The 20,566-nt window shown below is 55.0% G+C and carries 11 protein-coding genes; 9 read left to right on the forward strand and 2 right to left on the reverse strand.

Annotated features, from left to right (window positions below):
• The first annotated feature begins 27 nt into the window (after window positions 1-27).
• Together Enr10x_RS11560 and Enr10x_RS11565 are read left to right on the forward strand one after the other, a co-directional pair.
• Window positions 28-2,307 carry a hypothetical protein gene (locus tag Enr10x_RS11560; RefSeq protein WP_145449156.1) on the forward strand — a complete coding sequence of 760 codons (2,280 nt, stop codon included), beginning with the start codon at window positions 28-30 and terminating at the stop codon, window positions 2,305-2,307.
• Between the two features lie 161 nt (window positions 2,308-2,468).
• Window positions 2,469-6,140, forward strand: coding sequence for a hypothetical protein (locus Enr10x_RS11565; RefSeq protein ID WP_145449158.1), 3,672 nt, complete (start codon window positions 2,469-2,471; stop codon window positions 6,138-6,140).
• A 143-nt stretch (window positions 6,141-6,283) separates the two neighbouring features.
• Here the strand turns inward: Enr10x_RS11565 and Enr10x_RS11570 are convergent, their stop codons facing one another.
• On the reverse strand, window positions 6,284-9,610 hold the full coding sequence (locus Enr10x_RS11570; protein ID WP_145107715.1) for a DEAD/DEAH box helicase: 3,327 nt from the start codon (window positions 9,608-9,610) through the stop codon (window positions 6,284-6,286).
• A gap of 502 nt (window positions 9,611-10,112) precedes the next feature.
• On the opposite strand from Enr10x_RS11570, the gene Enr10x_RS11575 reads away from it, so the two are divergent.
• From Enr10x_RS11575 to Enr10x_RS11595, 5 genes are all read left to right on the forward strand, one after another.
• A complete protein-coding gene (locus Enr10x_RS11575) occupies window positions 10,113-11,357 on the forward strand; it encodes a lactate racemase domain-containing protein (RefSeq protein ID WP_145449160.1) in 1,245 nt (414 codons plus the stop codon).
• Between the two features lie 80 nt (window positions 11,358-11,437).
• The gene (locus tag Enr10x_RS11580; protein WP_145449162.1) at window positions 11,438-12,244 is read left to right on the forward strand and encodes an inositol monophosphatase family protein; all 807 of its coding nucleotides are present in this window, start codon (window positions 11,438-11,440) and stop codon (window positions 12,242-12,244) included.
• A 129-nt stretch (window positions 12,245-12,373) separates the two neighbouring features.
• Entirely contained in the window at window positions 12,374-13,096 is a 723-nt protein-coding gene (locus Enr10x_RS11585) for a metal-dependent hydrolase (RefSeq protein ID WP_145449164.1), read from the forward strand.
• Between the two features lie 112 nt (window positions 13,097-13,208).
• Complete coding sequence (locus Enr10x_RS11590) at window positions 13,209-14,057, forward strand: carbon-nitrogen hydrolase family protein (RefSeq protein ID WP_145449166.1); 849 nt, start codon at window positions 13,209-13,211, stop codon at window positions 14,055-14,057.
• A 256-nt stretch (window positions 14,058-14,313) separates the two neighbouring features.
• Window positions 14,314-16,719: a YfhO family protein gene (locus tag Enr10x_RS11595; RefSeq protein ID WP_145449168.1), complete on the forward strand. Its 2,406-nt coding sequence runs from the start codon at window positions 14,314-14,316 to the stop codon at window positions 16,717-16,719.
• A gap of 45 nt (window positions 16,720-16,764) precedes the next feature.
• Here Enr10x_RS11595 and Enr10x_RS11600 read toward each other — a convergent pair whose 3' ends face one another.
• The gene (locus Enr10x_RS11600; RefSeq protein WP_145449170.1) at window positions 16,765-18,507 is read right to left on the reverse strand and encodes a hypothetical protein; all 1,743 of its coding nucleotides are present in this window, start codon (window positions 18,505-18,507) and stop codon (window positions 16,765-16,767) included.
• A 217-nt stretch (window positions 18,508-18,724) separates the two neighbouring features.
• On the opposite strand from Enr10x_RS11600, the gene Enr10x_RS11605 reads away from it, so the two are divergent.
• Window positions 18,725-19,456, forward strand: a complete 732-nt coding sequence (locus tag Enr10x_RS11605; protein ID WP_145107698.1) for a class I SAM-dependent methyltransferase — start codon at window positions 18,725-18,727, stop codon at window positions 19,454-19,456.
• Window positions 19,453-20,532 carry a glycosyltransferase family 2 protein gene (locus Enr10x_RS11610; RefSeq protein WP_145107696.1) on the forward strand — a complete coding sequence of 360 codons (1,080 nt, stop codon included), beginning with the start codon at window positions 19,453-19,455 and terminating at the stop codon, window positions 20,530-20,532. The genes Enr10x_RS11605 and Enr10x_RS11610 overlap by 4 nt, the downstream gene beginning before the upstream one ends.
• The last annotated feature ends 34 nt before the right edge of the window (window positions 20,533-20,566 follow it).

Genomic DNA, 20,566 nt, shown 5'->3' on the forward strand with positions numbered 1-20,566 from the left:
CCCGTCTGTTAAGAAACCAAACTTTTCATGAAACCGATCTTTGAACCAATCTGGTCCTGGCCGACGATGATCCTGGTCATTGTTGCGCTGATCGCGCTGGTTCTGACGACCTATCCCGGACGCGTTCGGCACTTCTCGCGGCCGATGAGACGGTTACTGATCGGCCTGCGTCTGCTGACTCTGCTTCTGCTGGTGTTCATGATGCTGCGTCCGTCAATCGAACTGACCGATAAAACCGTGCGCCAGTCCTGGCTGTATATCCTGGCTGATTCCAGCCGCAGCATGCAGACCCAGGATGGTCCCGGCAGTACCACCCGCCGCAACGAACTGCTCAAAACTCTGGAAGCAGCCGAGCCCGCTTTCAAGGAGATGGATCAAAACATCAAAATCAGACGGTTCGACTTCGACCAGGACCTGATACCGGTCGAATCGTATACGGAGAAATCGGATGGTAACCAGACCGCAATCGGTTACGCGCTGGAAATGCTGTCGGGGCAACTGCAACAGGAACAACTTGTCGGCCTGCTGCTCCTCTCCGATGGAGCAGAACGTTCGCTTCCCCCCCATGATGTGGATATCCGCTCCCAGGCCAGCTATTTTGGTGATGCAGGCATCCCCATTTACACCATCGGATTTGGCTCCTCGACGCTGCAGGATACCACACTGGACCTGGTCATGGAGAACCTGGTCATTGATCCGCTGGTCTTTGAGAAGAAAACGACGCCGATCACCGTCAAGGTGCGCAGCCTCGGTGCTTCCGGAAAAGACGTCACCGTGCGTCTGCTGGTCGAGGACCGAGCGGGAAAACGAACTGGTGAGGCCGGCGTGATGCTTCCCGCGGCTCCCTATAATAACTCACGGGTCGCGACCCAGATTCACCCTGCACAGAACAACGAACTGGATACCGTCGAACTGTTCTGGACTCCCGATGTCCCGGGAGAATATAAAATTGCCGTCGAGGCGGTCCCCCTCGAGGGGGAGATCAAACAGACCAACAACCGCCTGGAGACCATTGTCACGGTCCAGAAAGGGGGCGTGCAGGTCGCCTATTTTGATGCACTCCGTCCGGAGCAGAAATTCATCCGCTCCATGAATGATCCCAAGATCCAGTTGGATTACATTCCGATGGGCAACGGTTTCTCCGGCAACAGAAAGCCGCGCAGTCCCGATCTGAATGACGTCTCCAAATACGATGTTTTCATCATCGGAGACGTCCCCGCCGACCTGCTGGGTCCCACACTGATCCGCAAAATCGCCGCCCAGATTGATCGGGGGTCCGGCCTGTTGATGACTGGCGGTTATCACAGTTTTGGCCCGGGAGGCTATGCCGACACGCCCCTGGATGACTTCATCCCCGTTGAAATGCGGAGCAGCGAAAAACAGATTGGGAACGGCTTCGCGAAAGACCTGCATTATTTTCAGGATCTGAAAATGGTCCCCACATCGCTGGGACTGCAGCGTTATGTGATGCAGCTCGACAGCTCCGCAGACCGGAATCGACAGTTGTGGAATGATCTGGCTCCGCTGAAAGGGGCCAACAAACTCCGCAAGAAATATGAAACCGTCGAAATCCTGGCGCAGTCTGCAGACAACGGTGCCGTTCCACTGCTGTTTGCCTCCGATGTGGGAGGCGCCCGTGTAATGGCTTTCGCCGGCGATACGACCTTCCAGTGGTTCCTGTCCGGCCATCGCAAAGAGCACGAGCGTTTCTGGCGGCAGATGATCCTCTGGCTGGCCCATAAAGAAAATGATTCGGAACAGAGTGTCTGGACCCGGGTGGAACCCCGGAATGTCTCGCCCGGCAGCCAGGTCCCCATTCTGTTCGGTGCCCGGGGACCGGAAGGGAAACCGTTAACCGATGTAAAATTTACTATTCGGGTCGCTGGCCCGTCGGGGAAGACCTCTCAGGTTGAAGTCATGGGAACCGGGGAAACTTCCCGGACCACTTTTTCCCAGACAACCGAGCCCGGCGACTACTGGGTCACCGTACATGCGGAACGCAACGGTGTCTCTCTGGGTTTCGATGCCACCACCCGCTTTATCGTCGACCCGCGGGATCTGGAGCTGGATAACCCTGCAGCCGATTATTCGCTGCTCGAAACCATCGCCTCCCTGTCCGGAGGAAGTGCGCTGCCCCCGGAAGAACTGGGCAGTTTTCTGAAACGCATGAACAAAGACAAATCGTGGAACAACAATCTGACCCGGTACAGGCGAATATCGCTCTGGGATAACTGGTATTTTCTGCTGCTGTTTGTCCTGCTGCTCTCGCTGGAATGGTTTCTACGGAAGAAAAAAGGCCTGGTGTGACGGTTGTCCGGGTATTTGTCTCAAAATCTTCTGAAAAACAGGGTAAAACAGAAACTCCCTGAAAAATCAGGAACATTATTTCCATCGCGGGCGTCGATCATTCTATAATGGGTACGTAAGCACAGACCTTTTTTCTGATTTCAGACTGATACAGGTTTTTCATGTCCACAGCTTCCAATTCGACGCCATCGACAGAAAATCGAAACGGACAGTACGCCAAATTTGATGAGTACGTGGATTATCAGGTCTCCCGCACCGGCTCGCATATCAAGGCCAACGATCTGCTCACCACCGCTGTGGGCATTTCGACGATCTTTCTGGGTTACCTGCTGATCTTCATCCTCTGTGATCACTGGCTGATCAAGGGGGGCTTCGGTCATCTCTCGCGGCTGCTCATGCTGGCCGGGGTCATTCTGGCCAGTATCGGCTGGGCCGTCTGGAAGCTGGTCGTGCCTTACTTCAAAAAAGTCACCCGGCTGTACTCCGCCCACGCACTGGAGCAGACCTCGGAGGAAATGCAGGGAGCACTCCTGAACCTGGTCGATCTCCAGAGGTCGGAGCGCAAGGTAAATCCGGAAATCATCAGTTCACTCGAAAAACGGGCGGCGCTGACCCTGTCTCAAACGGACACCGATCATGCCGTCGATCGTCGTCCCCTGATGCGACTCTCCTACTGCCTGCTGTTTGTCGTCGCCATACTCTGCTTCTATGCACTGTTCTCACCCAAACAGATCTGGCCCTCACTGTCGGCTGCGATCTCCTTCTCCTCCGATCGGGAGTTTGCCACCCAGACACAGATCGGCTCGGTCACCCCCGGAAATGCGGAAGTGCTGGCCGGAAGTCAGCTGGAAGTTGTCGTCGATCTTCGCGGCGAAGTGCCGGAGAATGTCACCCTCTATTACACTTCCAGCGACCAGGGGCGGGTCAATGAACCGATCAAGCTCCGTCCCATGGATGAAACACTGAAACGCTTCCAGGGGCTGCTGATCGGCGTCAACGGACGAGGGATCCGACAGGATCTGACATACCATATTGAAGCCGGCGACGCGGTCTCCGATCAGTACCAGGTCAGCGTCATTCAGCCACCTTCAGCCACCGTGCATTCTGTACGCTACGAATACCCCGCTTACATGGAACTCGCTGCAGTAGAACAGCCCGGCGGAGCCATCGACGCTTATGAAGGCACTCAGGTCACCGTAGATGCCACGACCAACATGCCGATCACTTCGTTTGAAGTGCTCTTTTCCGATGAGGAAGACGCTGCCTCGCCCCTCGAAGAATTTCAGCTCAAAAAGAACATCGAGAAAAACACGATCACGGCTTCCTGGAAGCTGAAACTCCGAGCCGATGGCACGTTCCCCAAATTCTATCAGATCAAATGCCGCAACGAAGCCGGGCAGACCACGCTCTCGCCGACGGTGTATCCCCTGATGATCCGGCCCGATCTGCCGCCGGAGATCAGTCTGCTCTCCCCCAAGCAGGACCTGAAGCTGCCCGCGAACGGCACCGTCCCGATTTCGGTTATCGCGGAAGATCCGGATTTCAAAATTCGCTACCTCAATCTGCGGGTCGAAAAACAGCAGATCCGCATCCTGGATAAAACACTGTTCGAAGGCGACCGGAAGAGCGTAGGCATTAATTACGACCTCGCCCTGGAACCGCTCCGTCTGACCCCCGGCGATACGATTTTTTTCTGGGTCGAGTCCCGCGACAATAAACATCCGTCCGGGAACCGCAAAAACACTCCTAAAATCAAGATCGAAATTCTCGAACTGGTTTCCCCCGAGGAAGCCCAAAAACAGCTGGAAGAACAGAAACAGAAAGCCGCTGAACAGAATCAGCAGCCGAATCCCGACCAGCAGAAACAGCCCGGTCAGAAGGAAGGTCAGGAAAAACAACCTGGCCAGCAGCCTGGCGAACAGCAGATGCCGGACCAGAAGCAGGGGGATTCGAAATCGGAAACAGGCAAACAACCCGGCGATCAGAAACAGCCGGGGAATGAAGACCAGAAACAGTCCGATCAGCCCGGGCAGAAGAAGTCCGATTCCCCGGAACCGGGTGCAGAACCAAAACAGGAACCGGGCGATGGACAGAAGCAGTCCCAGCAAGAGAAACAGGAGGGTCTGGACAGCGACGGCAGCGACGATCAGGAAGCGCTCAAGAAAATTCTGGACAAGCTGAAAAAAGAAGGAGAGGAGCCGCAGCCCGATCAGAAAGATCAGGAGCAGAAAGGTCAGGGGAAAGAAAATCAGGGTTCTGAAAAACAGAACTCCGATCAGCCCGGTTCTGAGAAAAAGATGCAGGAGCCGGAATCAAACGGCAGCGACTCGAAATCCCAGCAGTCCTCTCCCAGCCAGGACAAGAATTCCGAGGGGACTCCCGGCAAAGGTCAGAATCAGAATCAGGACCAGAAACCAAAGCCTTCTTCCAAGGCAAACGAAAACAGTCCCGATCAGAAATCCTCAGGCCAGAAACAGGAGCCTCAGAAAGGTAAGGTCGAGAATGGGAAACAGGAACCGTCTGACTCGGAATCAGCAGACCGTAAAATGAAATCAAAAGGGGATCCAAACGGAAAAGCCAAACCGGACCACGACCCCAATGCCAAACCAGAACGCAGCAGCAACGACCTGAAACGGGATCCGAAAGAGAAACCGGCCATGCGTCCGGGCGACAAGAAATCTCCCGACGGAGATCCGCAGCAAAAACCGGAGAACTCTTCGGCCAAACCGGGACAGCCTGACAATCAGACGGAGCAGAAACCGGGCTCGGAAATGCGGAAACCGGAACAGAAGAACGACAATCCCTCGCCTGCGAAGCAGCAGCAGGCTGCCGACGCGAAGAAGTCTCCACAGAAGCAGGATCAGCCCGATGGTTCGAATCAGCCCCCGGGAGGCAAACCTGAACCTAAAGATCAGAAATCCAAGCGTCCCCAGGACGGAGAGAACGGTAACAGCTCTCAGAACGACCAGGGACAAAAGGGGAGCCAGCAACCCGGCAAAGGTGATTCCACCGGCAAAAAAGGCAATCAGGAGCAGGGCTCCCAGGGAAAACCATCCGGCTCCCAGAAACCGATGAACCAGAATCAGCCTCAGAACAAACAGGGGCAGGATAACCAGAAACAAAATCAGCAGGACCAGAAACAACAAGAAAATAAACAGTCCGGCAACAACCAGAAAGGCAACCAGAACCAGCAGGGCCAGAAGTCCGGCGGACAGAAGGGGGACAAATCTGGTGGAAAGCAGGGAGGCAAACAGGGCGGACAGGGTTCCTCCCAGGGGAAAGGCAAGTCCCAGAAAGGCAACAGCCAGGCCCCCGGTTCCAGCAAAGGGGGCAGTTCAGATGATCCCCAGGGATCGAGCGCGACCACGGGTGGCAGTTCGACTGGTGATGGCGACGCGGGCAACGCGGGAGCCAGCCCGTCACTGCCAGATGCCGATGAAGCGAACCTGGAGTACGGCAAAGAAGCCGCCAACCTCGTCCTGAAACGGATCAAAGACGAACTCAAACGCGACAAAGTCGATCCGGAACTGCTGAAGGAACTGGGCTGGACGAAAGATGAGATGAAACAGTTTTCCGAACGACTGCAGAAACAGCTCCAGACGCCGGACCAGAACCAGCAGACCCCGGAATCCCTGGCCCGCAAGCGGCAGTTTGAAGAGATGCTCAAATCCCTTAAACCAGCCGGGCAGGCCGCCCGCAGAAACCGAAACAGCACGCGCCAGCAGAACAGCGACAGTCTGGGACCACGCCGCCTGCCCGTGCCGGAAGAGTACCGTGAAGCCTACGATGCATTCACCCGCGGTCTGGCCAATCAGAAACCGGCTGATAAATAAGCCGGTCTGATTGTCAGCCTGAGAACTCGACTTGCGTTATCGGCTCCCGGTCTAGACTGTGTCCAGTTTTACTGTAGCGTCTCCAGGGCCATTTGGACCGAGTATATTAAATTGAGAAACGCTATGGTTAATTGCGACGCGCTCTAGGAAAGCAGCAGTTCGAGATCTTCACTGGACAGATTCCTGAGGACGCTCTGGTTTTCTTCCAGGATCGCATCGGCCAGTTCACGTTTCTGTTGCTGCAACTCGGTGATCTTCTCTTCCACCGTATTGCGACAGATCAGCTTGTAGGCAAAGACCCGTTTGGTCTGGCCGACACGGTGTGCCCGGTCGATCGCCTGGGTCTCGACAGCAGGGTTCCACCAGGGATCCAGAATGAACACGTAATCTGCGGCGGTCAGGTTCAGCCCCAGACCACCGGCCTTGAGGCTGATCAGGAACACGCCACAGTCTTTGTCCGTCTGGAAGCGATCGACGCGTTCCTTACGGTCGCGTGTCTGGCCATCCAGGTATTCGTAGACAATCTCTTTCTGATCCAGGTGCTCCTGCACGATCGACAGCATGCTGGTGAACTGAGAAAAGACGAGTGCCTTGTGACCTTCTTCGATCAGTTCTTCCAGGTGCGGAATCAGCACATCCATCTTGGCCGAAGCATCCAGGGCACGCCCCCGTTCCAGCAGAGCAGGGTGGCAGGCCGCCTGTCGCAGCCGTAACAATGCTTCCAGTACGTGGATCTTGGTTTTACCCAGCCCCTTGGACTCGACCATCCCCAGAATTGAGTCGCGGTAATGCTGTCTGAGTTCGTCGTACAGCCGAGTCTGGTCTTTGCCCATATCGCAGTACAGGGTCTGCTCGACCTTGTCCGGCAGTTCGTTGGCGACCTGTTCCTTGGTTCTGCGCAGAATAAACGGCCGTAACGCATTCCCCAGCAGCAGGCGGGCATTCTTGTCTTCGATATCGTTTGTATAAGCCTTAAATACAGAGCTGCGCCCCAGCATTCCCGGATTGAGGAATTCGAAGATCGACCACAGATCTCCCAGGTGGTTTTCCACAGGAGTACCACTCAGGGCGATCCGATGTTTCGCCTGGAGCAGTCGCGAGGCTTTAGCGACCTGCGATCCTGAGTTCTTGATCATCTGAGCTTCATCCAGTACGGCGTAATCGAACTGAATGTCTTTAATCTGGGTGATATCTCGACGCATGGTCCCATAGGTTGTCAGGACCAGATCGTATTCGTCCAGCGTGGCGATCATCTTGCCGCGATCGCCGCCCGCGTACTCAATCACTTTGAGTTCCGGCGTGAATTTGGCAGCTTCCTGGGTCCAGTTGAACATCAGCGACTTGGGAACCACTGCCAGGGAGGGCAGATGCCCTTCGCGATCCTGTTTACGACGCAGCAGCAGCGCCAGCAGCTGGACCGTCTTACCGAGACCCATGTCGTCAGCCAGGCAGCCGCCGAAATGGAAGTCCTGCAGGAACTGCAACCAGCCCAGACCTTCGAGCTGATACTTCCGCAGGTCTCCTTTGAAACCAGTTGGTTCGTTTTCCAGGGCGATCCCGGCAAACGATCTGATTTTCTCCCGCATTTCATCAAACGCGGCGTCGGTTTCCACAAATTCCTGTGAATTCAACAGAGCATCCAGCAGCGCCACCTGATTGGGGGCAAACCGCAGGTGCTCTTCATCGGTCACTGCCAGCCCGGCCAGAATACCATACTGCTCGATCCATTCTTCCGGCAGGATCCCCAGCGAACCGTCGTCGAGTCGAATCGATGAATCGCCGCGGGCGAGTGCAGACAACAGTTCCGGAAACTTGACGGTCTGACCTTCAAAATCAATGTCGGCATGCAATTCAAACCAGTCGATACCCGACTGGACCTTGAACATCATGTTAGACGGCTGATGTACCTGTTTTCCATCGGCGCGAACGACCCAGCCTGCCTGGATCAATTCACGAACGGCGCCTCCCAGATCACGGGCAGCGATCTCCACATCGCGTCCCTGAACACGACGGTCCAGCAGGCGGCGGAAGCCACTATCCTGCAGCAGTGTCCAGGCCTGGGACTCTTTTCCCCGGTTGCGGAGAATGCAGCGTTTTTCCACGCGGTCCACAATCGCCCACTGGGTACTGCTCCCCGAGACCAGATGGTCCAGGTAATTGAAGTGGATCTCGCCATATAGACGATCCTGCTGCCAGCGTTTCTTCTGTGGAGAATGAATCAGCAGTTCCGGCAGGGGATCGCAGGTGACCTCTTCCAGATGCAGTTCTTCAGGCAGTTCCAGTCGGGGCAGGACCGGCATATCCAGGAGCCGGTCAACCAGTTCCTGCTGCTCGCCTTCTTCGACTTCGATCGTCTCGTTCATCTGAATCATTTTGATCCAGGGAAATGCGTCATAGTCGACGAGCGGCGTGATTTTGTCGCGGGTCAGCACCAGCCCCCCGGCCACGATCAGCCGGGCGTTGGTGATCTCCAGTGTCTCATCGTCCCGTTTGAGATGCCCGTTGAGCTTCCACGTCGATTCCTTACGGTCGTGCTCGACCCCCATGCGGAATTCCCAGGCATGCTCGCCGTCCCAGACCAGCGAATCCACGTCATCAGGCTGGCGATCCAGGTAGCGAACGTGTCCGGTGCCACACATCAGGGGCAGGATCAGCTCGCAAAGTTCAAAGGGAACGCGGTAGCGGAACGCCGCCATCTGTGTTTCGGTCTGTTGCGCCCGCCAGTTGGTACGTTCGGGGGTTCCACCGGACAGGTAGGCCAGAATCCGCCGGTCGTCTTCGTGCTCGACTTCCTGCAACTGGCCGACTTTGAGCTTGAGCGGCTTCAGTTTTCCCCACTGACCGTTGGCTCGTCGCTGTCGCTGTGAAGTCTGTACCACGAGTTGTCCTGACTCCTGGCTCTCTTCCACATCGATTTCGTAAAAGATCTCGCGTTCCTGCTGAGTGGTTTTCGACAGAACCGGTGTCAGGGCAAAATCATTTTTGAGCTCGACCAGCTTCGCTTCCCACTCACGCAGACGAGGGCGGGAAGAAACCGCGGTCAACTGTTCTCCACTCGACTTTGACTTGCGGGAACGACCTCCCCCCATTTCGAAATCGGAGGGCATGGAGAAATCGTAATCATCATCCTCGTCATCGAAGGCGATCGGGGTGTTCTCGATGATGAAGGGGGGAATATAACCCGGCTTGACCGAACCGGTCAGGTAGCCTGCGTCATCCACCGCAAGGATGGAAGCCCAGAGATGTTTACAGACGTTGAACTTCTGAAACTGATCGCAGGTGCAATAGGTCTTCAGATTCCCGTCATCCCGGGAAAGCTGAGTCTGATACTCCACACCGTCCCTGACAACAGCAAACACGTGGTCTGCAGTCACGCGCGTCAGTTCAACCCGTTCGGCTTCAATGTAAGCCGCACCACGGAATCGAATGTCTGCACGAAATTGGTTTTCCAGCAATTCTGCTAACGTCATGGACGGCCTCCTGCCTTATCCCAAAACGCAACTCGCATTATTGAGACACTCCCATTTATCTGCATAAGTCAGTCCTGAAGGGCTCCTGGACCAACGATAGTATCGGTCGGAACTTTAATAAAAGGTTCGTTTTGTCTTGAAGTCATCAGACAGAACCAGCCCGGCGGGGAATGCTGAAGTTTTTCCCTCAACTCCCGTGCAGAGCGCATCTTACGAGGTTACTAGATCCACGCTGCTTTTGACCAGTCTATCTGGAGGGTTTTCTTATGAATTTTTGACTTCTATTCAAAATTGATTGTGAACATTCCATTATATTCAAGAGTCTCTGAAGTTCAGCCCCCTCAGACTGGTCGCACAGGAAAAAGTGTGATATACGACTCCCACAAGTCATTCGCTCGATTTCCTTTTTCCAGAAATTATTTATATAATTGGTTTTCGCTGTCAGCCCCTGCAGTAAAGTGAAGCAGAGACCAGTGGGCTCCCCTGAAAGCAATACCGACAAATGGAACAACCGCACCAGACTCTTACCGAACAGGAAGTCATTCAATGGTTTGAAGTCCACCTTCCCGTTGAAGACTATCGCGATAAACGAATTCTCCTCATCGTCCCGGACGCCACCCGCACAGCACCACTGCCGCTGCTGTTTTCCACCTTCCATCGCCTGTTGAGCCCGGTTGCAAAACAGATCGATGTGCTGGTCGCACTCGGCACACACCCTCCCATGCCGGAAGCGGACATCTGCCGGCTGCTGGGAATCTCCGAATCTGACCGCCAGACAAAATACAAAGATGTCGGCCTGTATAACCATGAATGGGACAACCCTGACCGACTGACTGAAATTGGTACTCTGACTAAGGAAGATACGGCAGCCATTTCCGAGGGACTGCTGGAAATGGAAGTCCCCGTGACAATTAACTCCCGTATCCGGGATTATGATCTGCTGCAGGTCATGGGACCTGTCTTCCCGCATGAAGTCGTCGGTTTCTCAGGGGGCAGCAAATATTTCTTCCCCGGCATCTCCGGTCCGGATCTGTTGAATTTCTTCCACTGGCTGGGCGCCCTGATCACCAACGTGGGAATTATCGGCGTCAAACACACCCCGGTACGCGAGGTCGTCAATCGTTCCGCCGCGATGATTCCGATCGAAAAACGCTGCATTACGTTCGTCGTCGCCCCGGACAGTTCCTTGTACGGGCTCTTTTATGGATCACCGGAATCGGCCTGGGAATCCGCGGCCAACCTCTCCGGCCAGATTCACATTAAACGCAAACCGCAGCCTTTCAAACAGGTCCTGTCCTGTGCACCGCTGATGTACGATGAGCTCTGGGTCGCCGGGAAATGCATGTACAAGCTGGAACCGGTGGTCGCTGATGGCGGTGAACTGATCATTTACGCCCCGCACATGAAGGAAATCTCCGTCACGCATGGCAAGCTGATTGAAGAAGTCGGCTACCATGTTCGCGACTACTTCACCAAACAGTGGGACCGGTTTCAAGACTATCCCTGGGGGATCCTGGCTCATTCCACGCATGTCCGCGGCACCGGAACATTCGAAGACGGTATCGAACGCCCCCGGGTACAGGTGACGCTGGCCTCTCAGATTCCACCTGAACTCTGCGAAAAAATTAACCTCGGCTATCGTGACCCCGGCACAATCGATGTCGAATCCTTTGCAGACCGCGAAGAGGAAGGAATTCTCCTGGTCAGAAAAGCAGGGGAGCATCTTTACCGTCTGGAAAATGAATAATATGACTATCGTAGCAGCGACATTGCTCCAGTAAGCGTTGCTGACAAATCCTGACAATTTCAAGAAACGATTTTCTCACCATGACTATTCACTCAGAACAATTTGAACTGAAAGCCCGCCTGGAACTTGCTTTGACCGCCTCTGAAAAGGCCAGCGAGCTCATCCTCAAATACTATCAGTCCCCCGAACTGAAGGTAGATCGCAAGTCAGACGACTCACCGGTCACTATCGCCGACCGAGGGGCAGAGGAATTGTTGCGGGAAGAAATCACCATGGCGTTTCCTGACGACAGCATCATGGGTGAGGAATTACCGCCGGTCGAAGGTTCAAACGCATTCAAGTGGATTCTGGATCCGATTGACGGCACCAAACCGTTCACACAAGGTGTGCCCCTCTTCGGAACCCTGCTGGGGCTGGAAGAAAACGGAAAGCTGGTGATGGGGGTCTGTCGCTTCCCCGCGCTGGACGAAGTGGTCTACGCGATCAAAGGAGATGGTGCGTGGTGGAAAATCCGGGGCCAGGAACCGCGTCGCGCCCGGGTTTCGGACAAAACGAAACTGTCAGAGTCGGTCTTCTGCACCACGACCATGACCCGCTGGGAAACGATCGGCAAACAACCCGCTTATGAATACCTCTGTCGCAATTCCTACCTCGCACGCGGCTGGGGAGACTGCTACGGTCATATGCTGGTTGCCACCGGTCGGGCCGAAGTCATGGTCGACCCGGTACTCAGCCCCTGGGACGCAGCAGCCCTGCTGCCGATTCTGGAGGAAGCCGGCGGACACTGGATCGACTTTGACGGTAATCCTTCGATCTACACCGGCAATGGACTGGCCGTCAATGACGCTCTGAAAGACGAAGTGCTGCAGATCATCGCACAGAAATAGCCGTTTTCAGCTGAAATACAGGCTTGAGAAGTCGCATTGATTCCGGCTGTAGTTCTTTGTTAGGATTCTGCCCGGAAGGAACGGACTCGATCCATCCAGAATGGAACTGCAACTTCAGGGAAGATACGTATGGCCGGCTACAAGGAGCACATCAGCGTCAGTGGATTACTGGGGGTCGCTTACGGCTCCGCCGCCTCCCTGTTTTTCGGCTTCACACCCACTCAGGGAATTCTGTCCGGAGTGCTGTGCTGGGTGGGCGGCATGTTACCCGACCTCGATTCGGAAACAGGGCGGCCGATCAAGGAACTTTTCAGTCTGACCGCAGCCGTCGCCTCATTCGTGGCCATGCGCTGCAGTATTCATAAAGGTCTGGATCCCGACGATGCCATCCTGATGGCGGTCGTGACCTATGCCGCTGTCCGCTATGGCGGATCTGCTATTCTGTCCAAGTTCGCCGTCCATCGGGGTATGTTCCACAGCATACCCGCATTGCTGATCGCCGGCGAAGCGGTCTTTCTGGCTTATATCAGTGATTCGTTCGCTGTCAAATTTCTGATGGCCGGCGGAATCTCACTGGGGTTCCTGTCCCACCTGGTGCTGGACGAAGTTTACAGCGTGGAACGCAAGGGTGTGACGATTCGTCTGAAGAAATCAGCCGGCAGCGCGCTGAAATGGTTTGGCAACGGTCTGTTCGGAAATGCAGTCGCCTATGCGATTCTGTTGACCATGACCTATATCACCCTCGTCGATTCCGGCGTGCTGATCCCACCGCCACAACAGGCCAGGCCGATTCAGAAATCAGAGCCGCCCGTCAAACAGGCTGTGCCTACGAAAATCACCGAGCGTCTCTAATCCCCTCAGGCAGACGCACAGGATGGCATGCCGCGGCCGGGTTCCTTATAATCGCCTCCATTCAATACAGCGTGAATACAGGAACCACCCGAACAGAGCAGGGGAATCAGTCATGATCATAGCCGGCGTGCAGATGGATGTCGTTCTGATGGAGAAAGCAGAAAATCTCCGTCGGATGATCGAGAAAATCCGAGAGACGAGTTCAGAAGGAGCAGAACTGACGGTCTTCCCCGAATGTGCGCTGACCGGCTATTGCTTTGACAACCTGGCAGAAGCGATTCCTTATGCGGAAACCATCCCAGGCCCTTCCACCGCAGCCCTGCAGGAGGTCTGCCAGGAACTGAATCACTCTGTCGTCGTCGGGATGCTGGAACAGGCGGAAGAGGGCGTGTATAACGCTGCGGTGTTGATCACTCCCCAGGGAGTTCTGGGCAGCTACCGGAAAATTCACCTGCCCTATCTCGGAGTCGACCGCTTCGCCACTCCCGGTGACCGGGCATTTGCCGTTTACGAACATCCCTCTGCCCGCATCGGCTTGAATATCTGTTACGACAGTGCCTTTCCGGAATCTTCCCGGGTGATGACACTCCAATGCGCCGACCTGATTATCCTGCCCACCAACTGGCCCAGCGGTGCAGAATGCGTGGCCGAACACGCGATCAATACCCGCGCCATGGAAAATGGGATCTTTTACTGTGCCATTAACCGGGTGGGGGAAGAACGCGGCTTCCGGTTCATCGGCAAGAGCCGCATCTGTGGACCTGCAGGCGAGACATTAGCCACCTCGGTCGGTACGGAAGAAGAAATCCTGTATGCCACCTTCGATCCCACGCGGGCCCGCAACAAACGGGTGGACCGGGTTCCCGATAAGCATGTCATCGATCGCCTGGCAGACCGACGTCCTGAAATGTACGGCTTGATCGTAGAACCACATGGATTAAAGCCACCACACCGGGGCTGATTGAATCCCGTTGCAACGGCTGGCCTGCTCACAGTTTTCCAGTCGGTTTGGCATAAGCAATGCAGTATTTCCGCTGACTGGGTCCGCCTGCACAGGGGATCGCCGGAGACATTCAGATTTCCAGACAGACTGTCAACACCCGGAATCTGCGCTGTTTCTGGCAACTTACAGAACTGAGCGATTTGTATCAGTTGCTTTACAGCTGCCTCCCCTTCGTGAGTGTACATGATTCAACACTGATTCAGAGAAGAAACACATGCAAACCAGACTGCTTCAAAATCTGACAGCTGCCCTGGCACTGCTGATCGTGGCGGCAGTCTGTTTTCAGACTCTCCTGGTTCATCCGACGGATGTCCTCGTGGGAACTCAGAACCGGGGCCATAACGATACGACCAACTACTTCATCGCCTCCAAAAGTTTCCAGGAACAGAGCTTTCAGCAGTTTCACGAGTTTCCCTACTGGAATCCCTATTCGCTGCTGGGGATGCCGGAACTGGGAAATCCTCAGTCTTCGATGTTCTATCCCGTAAACTGGGTCTTCTTCTTTTTCAGCGCAGCGACCACCATCAGCTGGGTGATGGTGCTGCATCACTGGCTGGCGGGCTGTGGTGCGTATCTGCTCGCTCGAAAATACCAGCTGAGTTTTTTTAGTGCGCTGCTGTCGGGGATTATTTTTCTGGCAGCCCCGTATTTCGCCGCCAAAACCGGTGAAGGCCATTTCACAGCCGTCACGCAAATCGCCTGGTTCCCCTGGATCCTGTACGGCTACGAACTGCTGAGAGAGGGCAGCAGAAAAGCAGTTCCCCTGTTGGTGATTGCCATTTCGCTGGCTTTTTTCTGCGGTCACGTTCAGGAACTCTATTTTCTGTTACTGTTCCTTTCGGCTTCCCTGGTTGTCGAAGCGGTGCTGGCGTGGGTGGGTAGAAAATCCTTGAACGAGAGTGAAACCGTTGAAACCAGCCCCCCTGTCTCTGGAGGCAAGCTGCTTAAGGACTGGGGCATGGCAGGACTGTTAACCCTCGGTCTCGTCGCCATTGATCTGATTCCCATTTTTATCTTTACCAGACAGGCAGTTCGCACCGGCGGCATTGACCTGACGGCGTTGAACGACGGCAGCCTGAGTCTCACCAGCCTGCTGCAGTTACTGGATCCCTTTGTCTGGGGCGGACCTGAGAAATATGCCGGTCCTGGATTTTATTACTGGGAGGCGGTCTGCTCATTTGGATGCCTGCCTCTGTTTCTGGCAATCCTGGGTGTCGTGTCTGCTTATTCTCAGCGGACCGTGATCCGTCTGACTCTGATCGGTCTGGCAGCATTCCTGTTATCATTCGGTCCCAATCTTCCCTTTTACGCAGTCGTCCACCAGATCATTCCCGGGATTTCCATGTTCCGCATTCCCGGTCGGCTGATCTGGATCTGCTCACTGGCCGTGGCGCTGCTGGCAGGTTTTGGCAGCGAATGGGTTTATCAGATATTCCAGACCACGAACCGCAAGACGTACCGGCTGATCGCCGGAATCTGTTTTGTAACTGGCCTTGTCACACTGGGAGGACTGCTCATTGCCTCACAGGGTTATCTCCCCCTCCCCCGGTCATCCGGGCCAGAATTCCGCATCCAGTTGAGTTATTGTCTGCTGGGGATTCTGGGACTGTCCCTGGCCATCTTCCTGGGCAGTCTCTCCCGCAAAGCAGCCCTGGGCGGGATGCTCACTCTCTGCCTGTGCTGTACCGCAGAACTTGCCTGGTACAATTTTCAGATTTATCAGACGATTCCCCAGTCAGGAATCCGGGACGAAACTCCCATCAGTGTCTATCTGAATGAGCACCTGCAGGGACAGCGTGTACTCGTGAACCAGGTACTGCTGAGTGATCGAGAGGCCTGGCAAAATCGAATCTATAAAATCCAGGGCTATGAACCGGTCCCACTGGTACGACTTGGCCTGCTGGCCGCAGCGACATTCCCGGAAAAACATAACGCGATCGTGATGGCAGGCTATAATTCGCCCGATCTTAAGCAAGCAAACGGTCCACTGCTGGATTTAATGAATGTCAAATATGCCGTGCTGCCCACCCGGGAACCGGTTGAACTTGAAGGCTGGCGTACGGTTTTGCAGGGAACGGTACCTCAGGAATTCACCCCGCGTGGTTCCAAACCACGCCAGATTCCGTTTGTGATCCTCGAAAACGAGAACCCGCTTCCCCGCGCATTCGTAGTGGGCCAGACGCGTGCCTTGAATCCGGATCAGGACAGCCGAAAAATCGTCTCAACACTTGAGAAACTCAAGCCCCGCCAGGAACTGCTTCTGCAACAGGATCTGCTTCCATCCGGTAAACGGGAACCCTTTCAAGCTGCCCGGATTCACGATGAAAAACCCAATTCGCTACGGATTGAAGCCCATCTGAACGCCCCGGGATACCTGGTAATCTCTGACATTTATTATCCGGGCTGGACAGCACACCTGGGTGAGCAGGAATTGCCAGTTCTGCCCGCCGATTATGCATTGCGCGCCATTCCACTCCCCGCCGGCCAGCATGAGGTGCAACTGTCGTACGTTCCCCCGGGCTATCAACTGGGCCGGGTGATCAGCCTGACCGCACTGGCGGTGCTGTTTGTGCTGCTGGTCACGGCGTTCCGCAGTCCTGCAAAACCAGCCGGGGATTGAATCCCACTATGCTCTCTTCTCCCTGCACCTGCGAGGGACAAGGATCTATTGAGACTTGTCTTTTGCCTGTTGCTGACGCTGCCTTTTCAGAAATTTTTGTACGTCGCTTTCCGTCGGTACAAATCCGCCCGCCACAAATTTCCCCAGGGGTCGTTGTACCTGGTGCACCAGATAGCGTCCCGAACGAAAGACAACCGGTTGTGACCAGGGATAGGCTCCTTTCAGACTGACCGGGTATTGTGGAGGCAGGTTCTGCGCCGGATTTTCCGGGGTCGCCAGTGCTGTTTCACGGTTAAAACCGCTTTCGATCAGGTCCGTCACTATGAATTTCTGCGGACTGTCTTCAATCGCCTTGTGGAGATCCTCTCGATGCTTGCGACAAAAGACCAGCACCGAATCGAAAAATCCAAAGCGGGTCGCGGGCTGCAGATTCAATTCCGGGTACAGATAGATCAAAGTGCTGTTGTAACAATGCAGTTCCCGGCCCTTGATTTTTTGTGCGGCCAGGAACTGTTTGACGGCTTCGAGATCTTCCCAGTCCACCTGCACCAGCAGTGCCAGCCGGGCTTTCAATTCTGCATTGCTGGACTGGGTCAGGCAGGTCTTCCACAGCCGCGCCCGTTCCGGTTTGAATGACGGAAAAGTGAGCACCACCAGCAGGGCAAACAACGTCATCCCCGATTTCCATCCCCAGCCGAGTGAACGCTGACGGTATCGGCTGCCCAGGTAACCGCCGATGACCGTGATGGCCAGCAGATGAGAAGGGGGGTGCACGTAATCGAACAGATGCTGAAAGGCCAGCGACTGTGTCAGCCAGCCCAGATACAGCAGGGACAGAAGCGTTTCATCCCGCTGGCCGGGAGCAGGCTCCCCATCTGTACCAGCTTTTCTGCGGGAGCCCCAGCAGTCTTTCAATACAATCAATGCCAGAGGGATCGCGAACAGATGCAGCAGGAACCAGGGATAAAAGCGATATAAAAACTGGGCAAACCGCAGGAAGGTCCAACCCGATTTGCGGGCAGCCACGTATTCCGGATTCCACTCGAGGAATGTTTCGAGAAACCAGGGCCAGGCGCCCGTCTGCCATAACCAGGCAATCCCCATCGCTCCCAGAAACAGGCCGCCCGCCAGCAATCCGGTCCAATCCAGCAGCACCCCGCGCCAGCGACGGGCCAGCCAGACCGATCCCAGCCAGACACAAAGCGCCGGAATCGCAACGAACGGCTTGATCCAGAACGCTGTCGCCCAGAGCAGGCCTTCCAGAAAGGCCCACCCGATGAGGGAAAGCGCAGTTGGACTCTTTTCCTCACACAGTCGATCCAGCTGTTTGCGTCTCATCCAGAGTGCCCCCAGAGCGGGAAGCAGAATAATGGTATCCCGCTGGAAGTGGCACCACTCGGAGAGAGAAAAATAAAAGGCGTAGAGCGTGATCCCCACCCAGAGCATGCCTGTCACCGAGAGCTGATTTCTCCGGTTCCACAACATCAGCAGTGCGACCGTCCCTGTCAGGAACAGCGAATCGACACAACGCAGGGCATCCGAACTCATTCCAATCAGCGGACGAATCAGCATGTGCAGCCAGACGATGCCCGGCAGATTGGTCTCGAACATGTCCTGATAGAGGGTCCCCCCCTTCAGAACGGTCTCCGCCTGCACGTCATAAAGCACGACATCGGTTGCCAGCGGCATCCTGATAAACAAAGGAACACACAGGATTAACAGCAGCACTAAAATACAGCTGGCAAACCAGGTCCCGGCAGTGATCTGTCTGTCTGGCTGGTCAATCACCCAAAAACTCCACATTTATACAGTATTCAGTAAACCACACTCGACCAGACAACACTATAGACAGCATAAACACTATAGTTAAAATATATATTTTGCATCTAATACAAAAAACAGACATTTCATATGGAAACTGTCGAGTTCTACTGATTACTCTGACTAAGCTCAGCGTTGCTTTGGCAGTTGATATCAACGTTATTTTGTATAGAGACCAGATCACGTGGACCCGGCACATCTTACTGAACTGATTGAACTTGAGGATAATTACTGGTGGCATGTCTGCAAGCGAAAGCTGGTGACAGAGATTCTGACCAGAGAATTTCCCGCCCCCGGTCTGCTGATTGAAGGGGGAATTGGTTCAGCCCGGAACCTGCTCGAATTCAATCGTATGGGCTATGACGTCATCGGCTTCGATCTGATGGAAGCTGCGGTCGAATATGGTAGATCCAAGGGGCTCGACAATGTCCATGTGCATGAATTGAGCCAACCCTGGCCAGTGACTCCAGGGTCTGCGAAAGCGGTCCTGCTCCTGGATGTGATGGAGCACGTGGAAGACCCGGTACAGCTTCTCAAAAATGCAGCGGAGACACTGGAACCGGGCGGGGGAATTATCATCACAGTTCCCGCTTACCCTTGGCTCTATTCCGACTGGGACCGCAAACTGGGGCACTTCTGTCGCTATACTAAAGCCCACTTTCGTGAAAATGCCAAACTGGCCGGGCTCAAAGTTAAATGGGTGACGCACTGGAATTCCTTCACGCTCGCCCCTGCAATCCTGTTGCGAGGCCGAGACCGACTGCTGAATCGGCAGGATGACTCGCCTCCCCGTTTTGGTCGGGTTTCGCGGTTTACGAATGCCTGCCTGATGTCGTGCGCCCGGATTGAACGCACTCTGATCCGTTCAACGGGGGTCCCCTTTGGTTTGTCTCTGGTGGGGGTTCTGACCAAATGACTTCTGCCAGTTTTAACACCGGGAATCCAGACCGCAAGCCGATCACAGACGTATTAATCTCCGTCGTGTTGCCCGTGTTTAACGAACAGAGCGTCCTCTCTCAGCTGCAGCAGTCGGTGGAGGAAGCCCTGCAGACCGTCGGCAGCCAGTATGAAATCATCTTCGTCAACGACGGTTCCTCAGACGACAGCGGGCAGATCCTCAACGAACTGGCGGAACTGAATCCACGCGTGCGGGTCCTGCACTTTGCCAAAAACTTTGGTCACCAGGCAGCAGTACAGGCGGGACTGCTGCACGCGACCGGCGATGCCATCGTCATTATGGATTCCGACATGCAGGACAGTCCGACAGCGATTGTGGACTTCGTAGAAACCTGGCAGGCCGGCTATGACGTGGTTTATGCGATCCGCACCAAACGCAAAGAAAACGCGATTAAACGCTGGGCATTTCAAACCTTTCACAAAACGCTCAACTTGATTTCCCATACGCCCATTCCCCGTGATGCCGGCAATTTTGGTCTGGTCGATCGGAAAGTCGCGATCCAGATCGCCCAGCTCAATGACCGGGATCGTTATTTCCCTGGCCTGCGTTCCTGGGTCGGCTATCGACAGACGGGCATCCAGGTTGAACGCCTGGCTCGCTATGATGAAAATCCGCGGGTCTCCTTTGTGCAGCTGTGTCGCCTGGCCAAAACAGCGATTTTTTCATTCTCGTTCCTGCCTTTGACCGTCTTCTATCTGATTGCAGCACTCTCTTCCATCGTCTGCCTCGCTCTGATCGCATTTGTGCTGTACCACAAACTGTTCACAGGGCTGGCCATTCCAGGCTGGGCGTCGACGACAATCACCGCCTCTTTCTTCGGCGCACTCAATGCCCTGGGAATTGGCATTCTGGGTGAATATGTGACGCGGATTTATGACCAGGTCCGGGCGCGGCCCATGTTTATCGTCGGTACGAAGACCAATTTCGCCCACCCCGAAATTGAAGCACCACTGCTGGCCACGCAAAATCAGCTGCAGAATGAAGCGTCTGCGGTTTCCGAGGAATCCGATCGGGAATATTCCGAGCAGCGTTGAGGCTGAAAGCTGTCTCAAGTAAGAGTTGCAATCC

It is taken from the genome of Gimesia panareensis, assembly GCF_007748155.1.
In the GTDB taxonomy this organism is placed as follows: Bacteria; Planctomycetota; Planctomycetia; order Planctomycetales; family Planctomycetaceae; genus Gimesia; species Gimesia panareensis.

Excerpts from the sequence above, each read along its gene's own strand:
- Enr10x_RS11560 (WP_145449156.1), top strand. The coding sequence starts at position 28 with ATGAAACCGATCTTTGAACCAATCTGGTCCTGGCCGACGATGATCCTG.
- Enr10x_RS11565 (WP_145449158.1), top strand. The coding sequence starts at position 2,469 with ATGTCCACAGCTTCCAATTCGACGCCATCGACAGAAAATCGAAACGGA.
- Enr10x_RS11570 (WP_145107715.1), bottom strand. The coding sequence starts at position 9,610 with ATGACGTTAGCAGAATTGCTGGAAAACCAATTTCGTGCAGACATTCGA.
- Enr10x_RS11575 (WP_145449160.1), top strand. The coding sequence starts at position 10,113 with ATGGAACAACCGCACCAGACTCTTACCGAACAGGAAGTCATTCAATGG.
- Enr10x_RS11580 (WP_145449162.1), top strand. The coding sequence starts at position 11,438 with ATGACTATTCACTCAGAACAATTTGAACTGAAAGCCCGCCTGGAACTT.
- Enr10x_RS11585 (WP_145449164.1), top strand. The coding sequence starts at position 12,374 with ATGGCCGGCTACAAGGAGCACATCAGCGTCAGTGGATTACTGGGGGTC.
- Enr10x_RS11590 (WP_145449166.1), top strand. The coding sequence starts at position 13,209 with ATGATCATAGCCGGCGTGCAGATGGATGTCGTTCTGATGGAGAAAGCA.
- Enr10x_RS11595 (WP_145449168.1), top strand. The coding sequence starts at position 14,314 with ATGCAAACCAGACTGCTTCAAAATCTGACAGCTGCCCTGGCACTGCTG.
- Enr10x_RS11610 (WP_145107696.1), top strand. The coding sequence starts at position 19,453 with ATGACTTCTGCCAGTTTTAACACCGGGAATCCAGACCGCAAGCCGATC.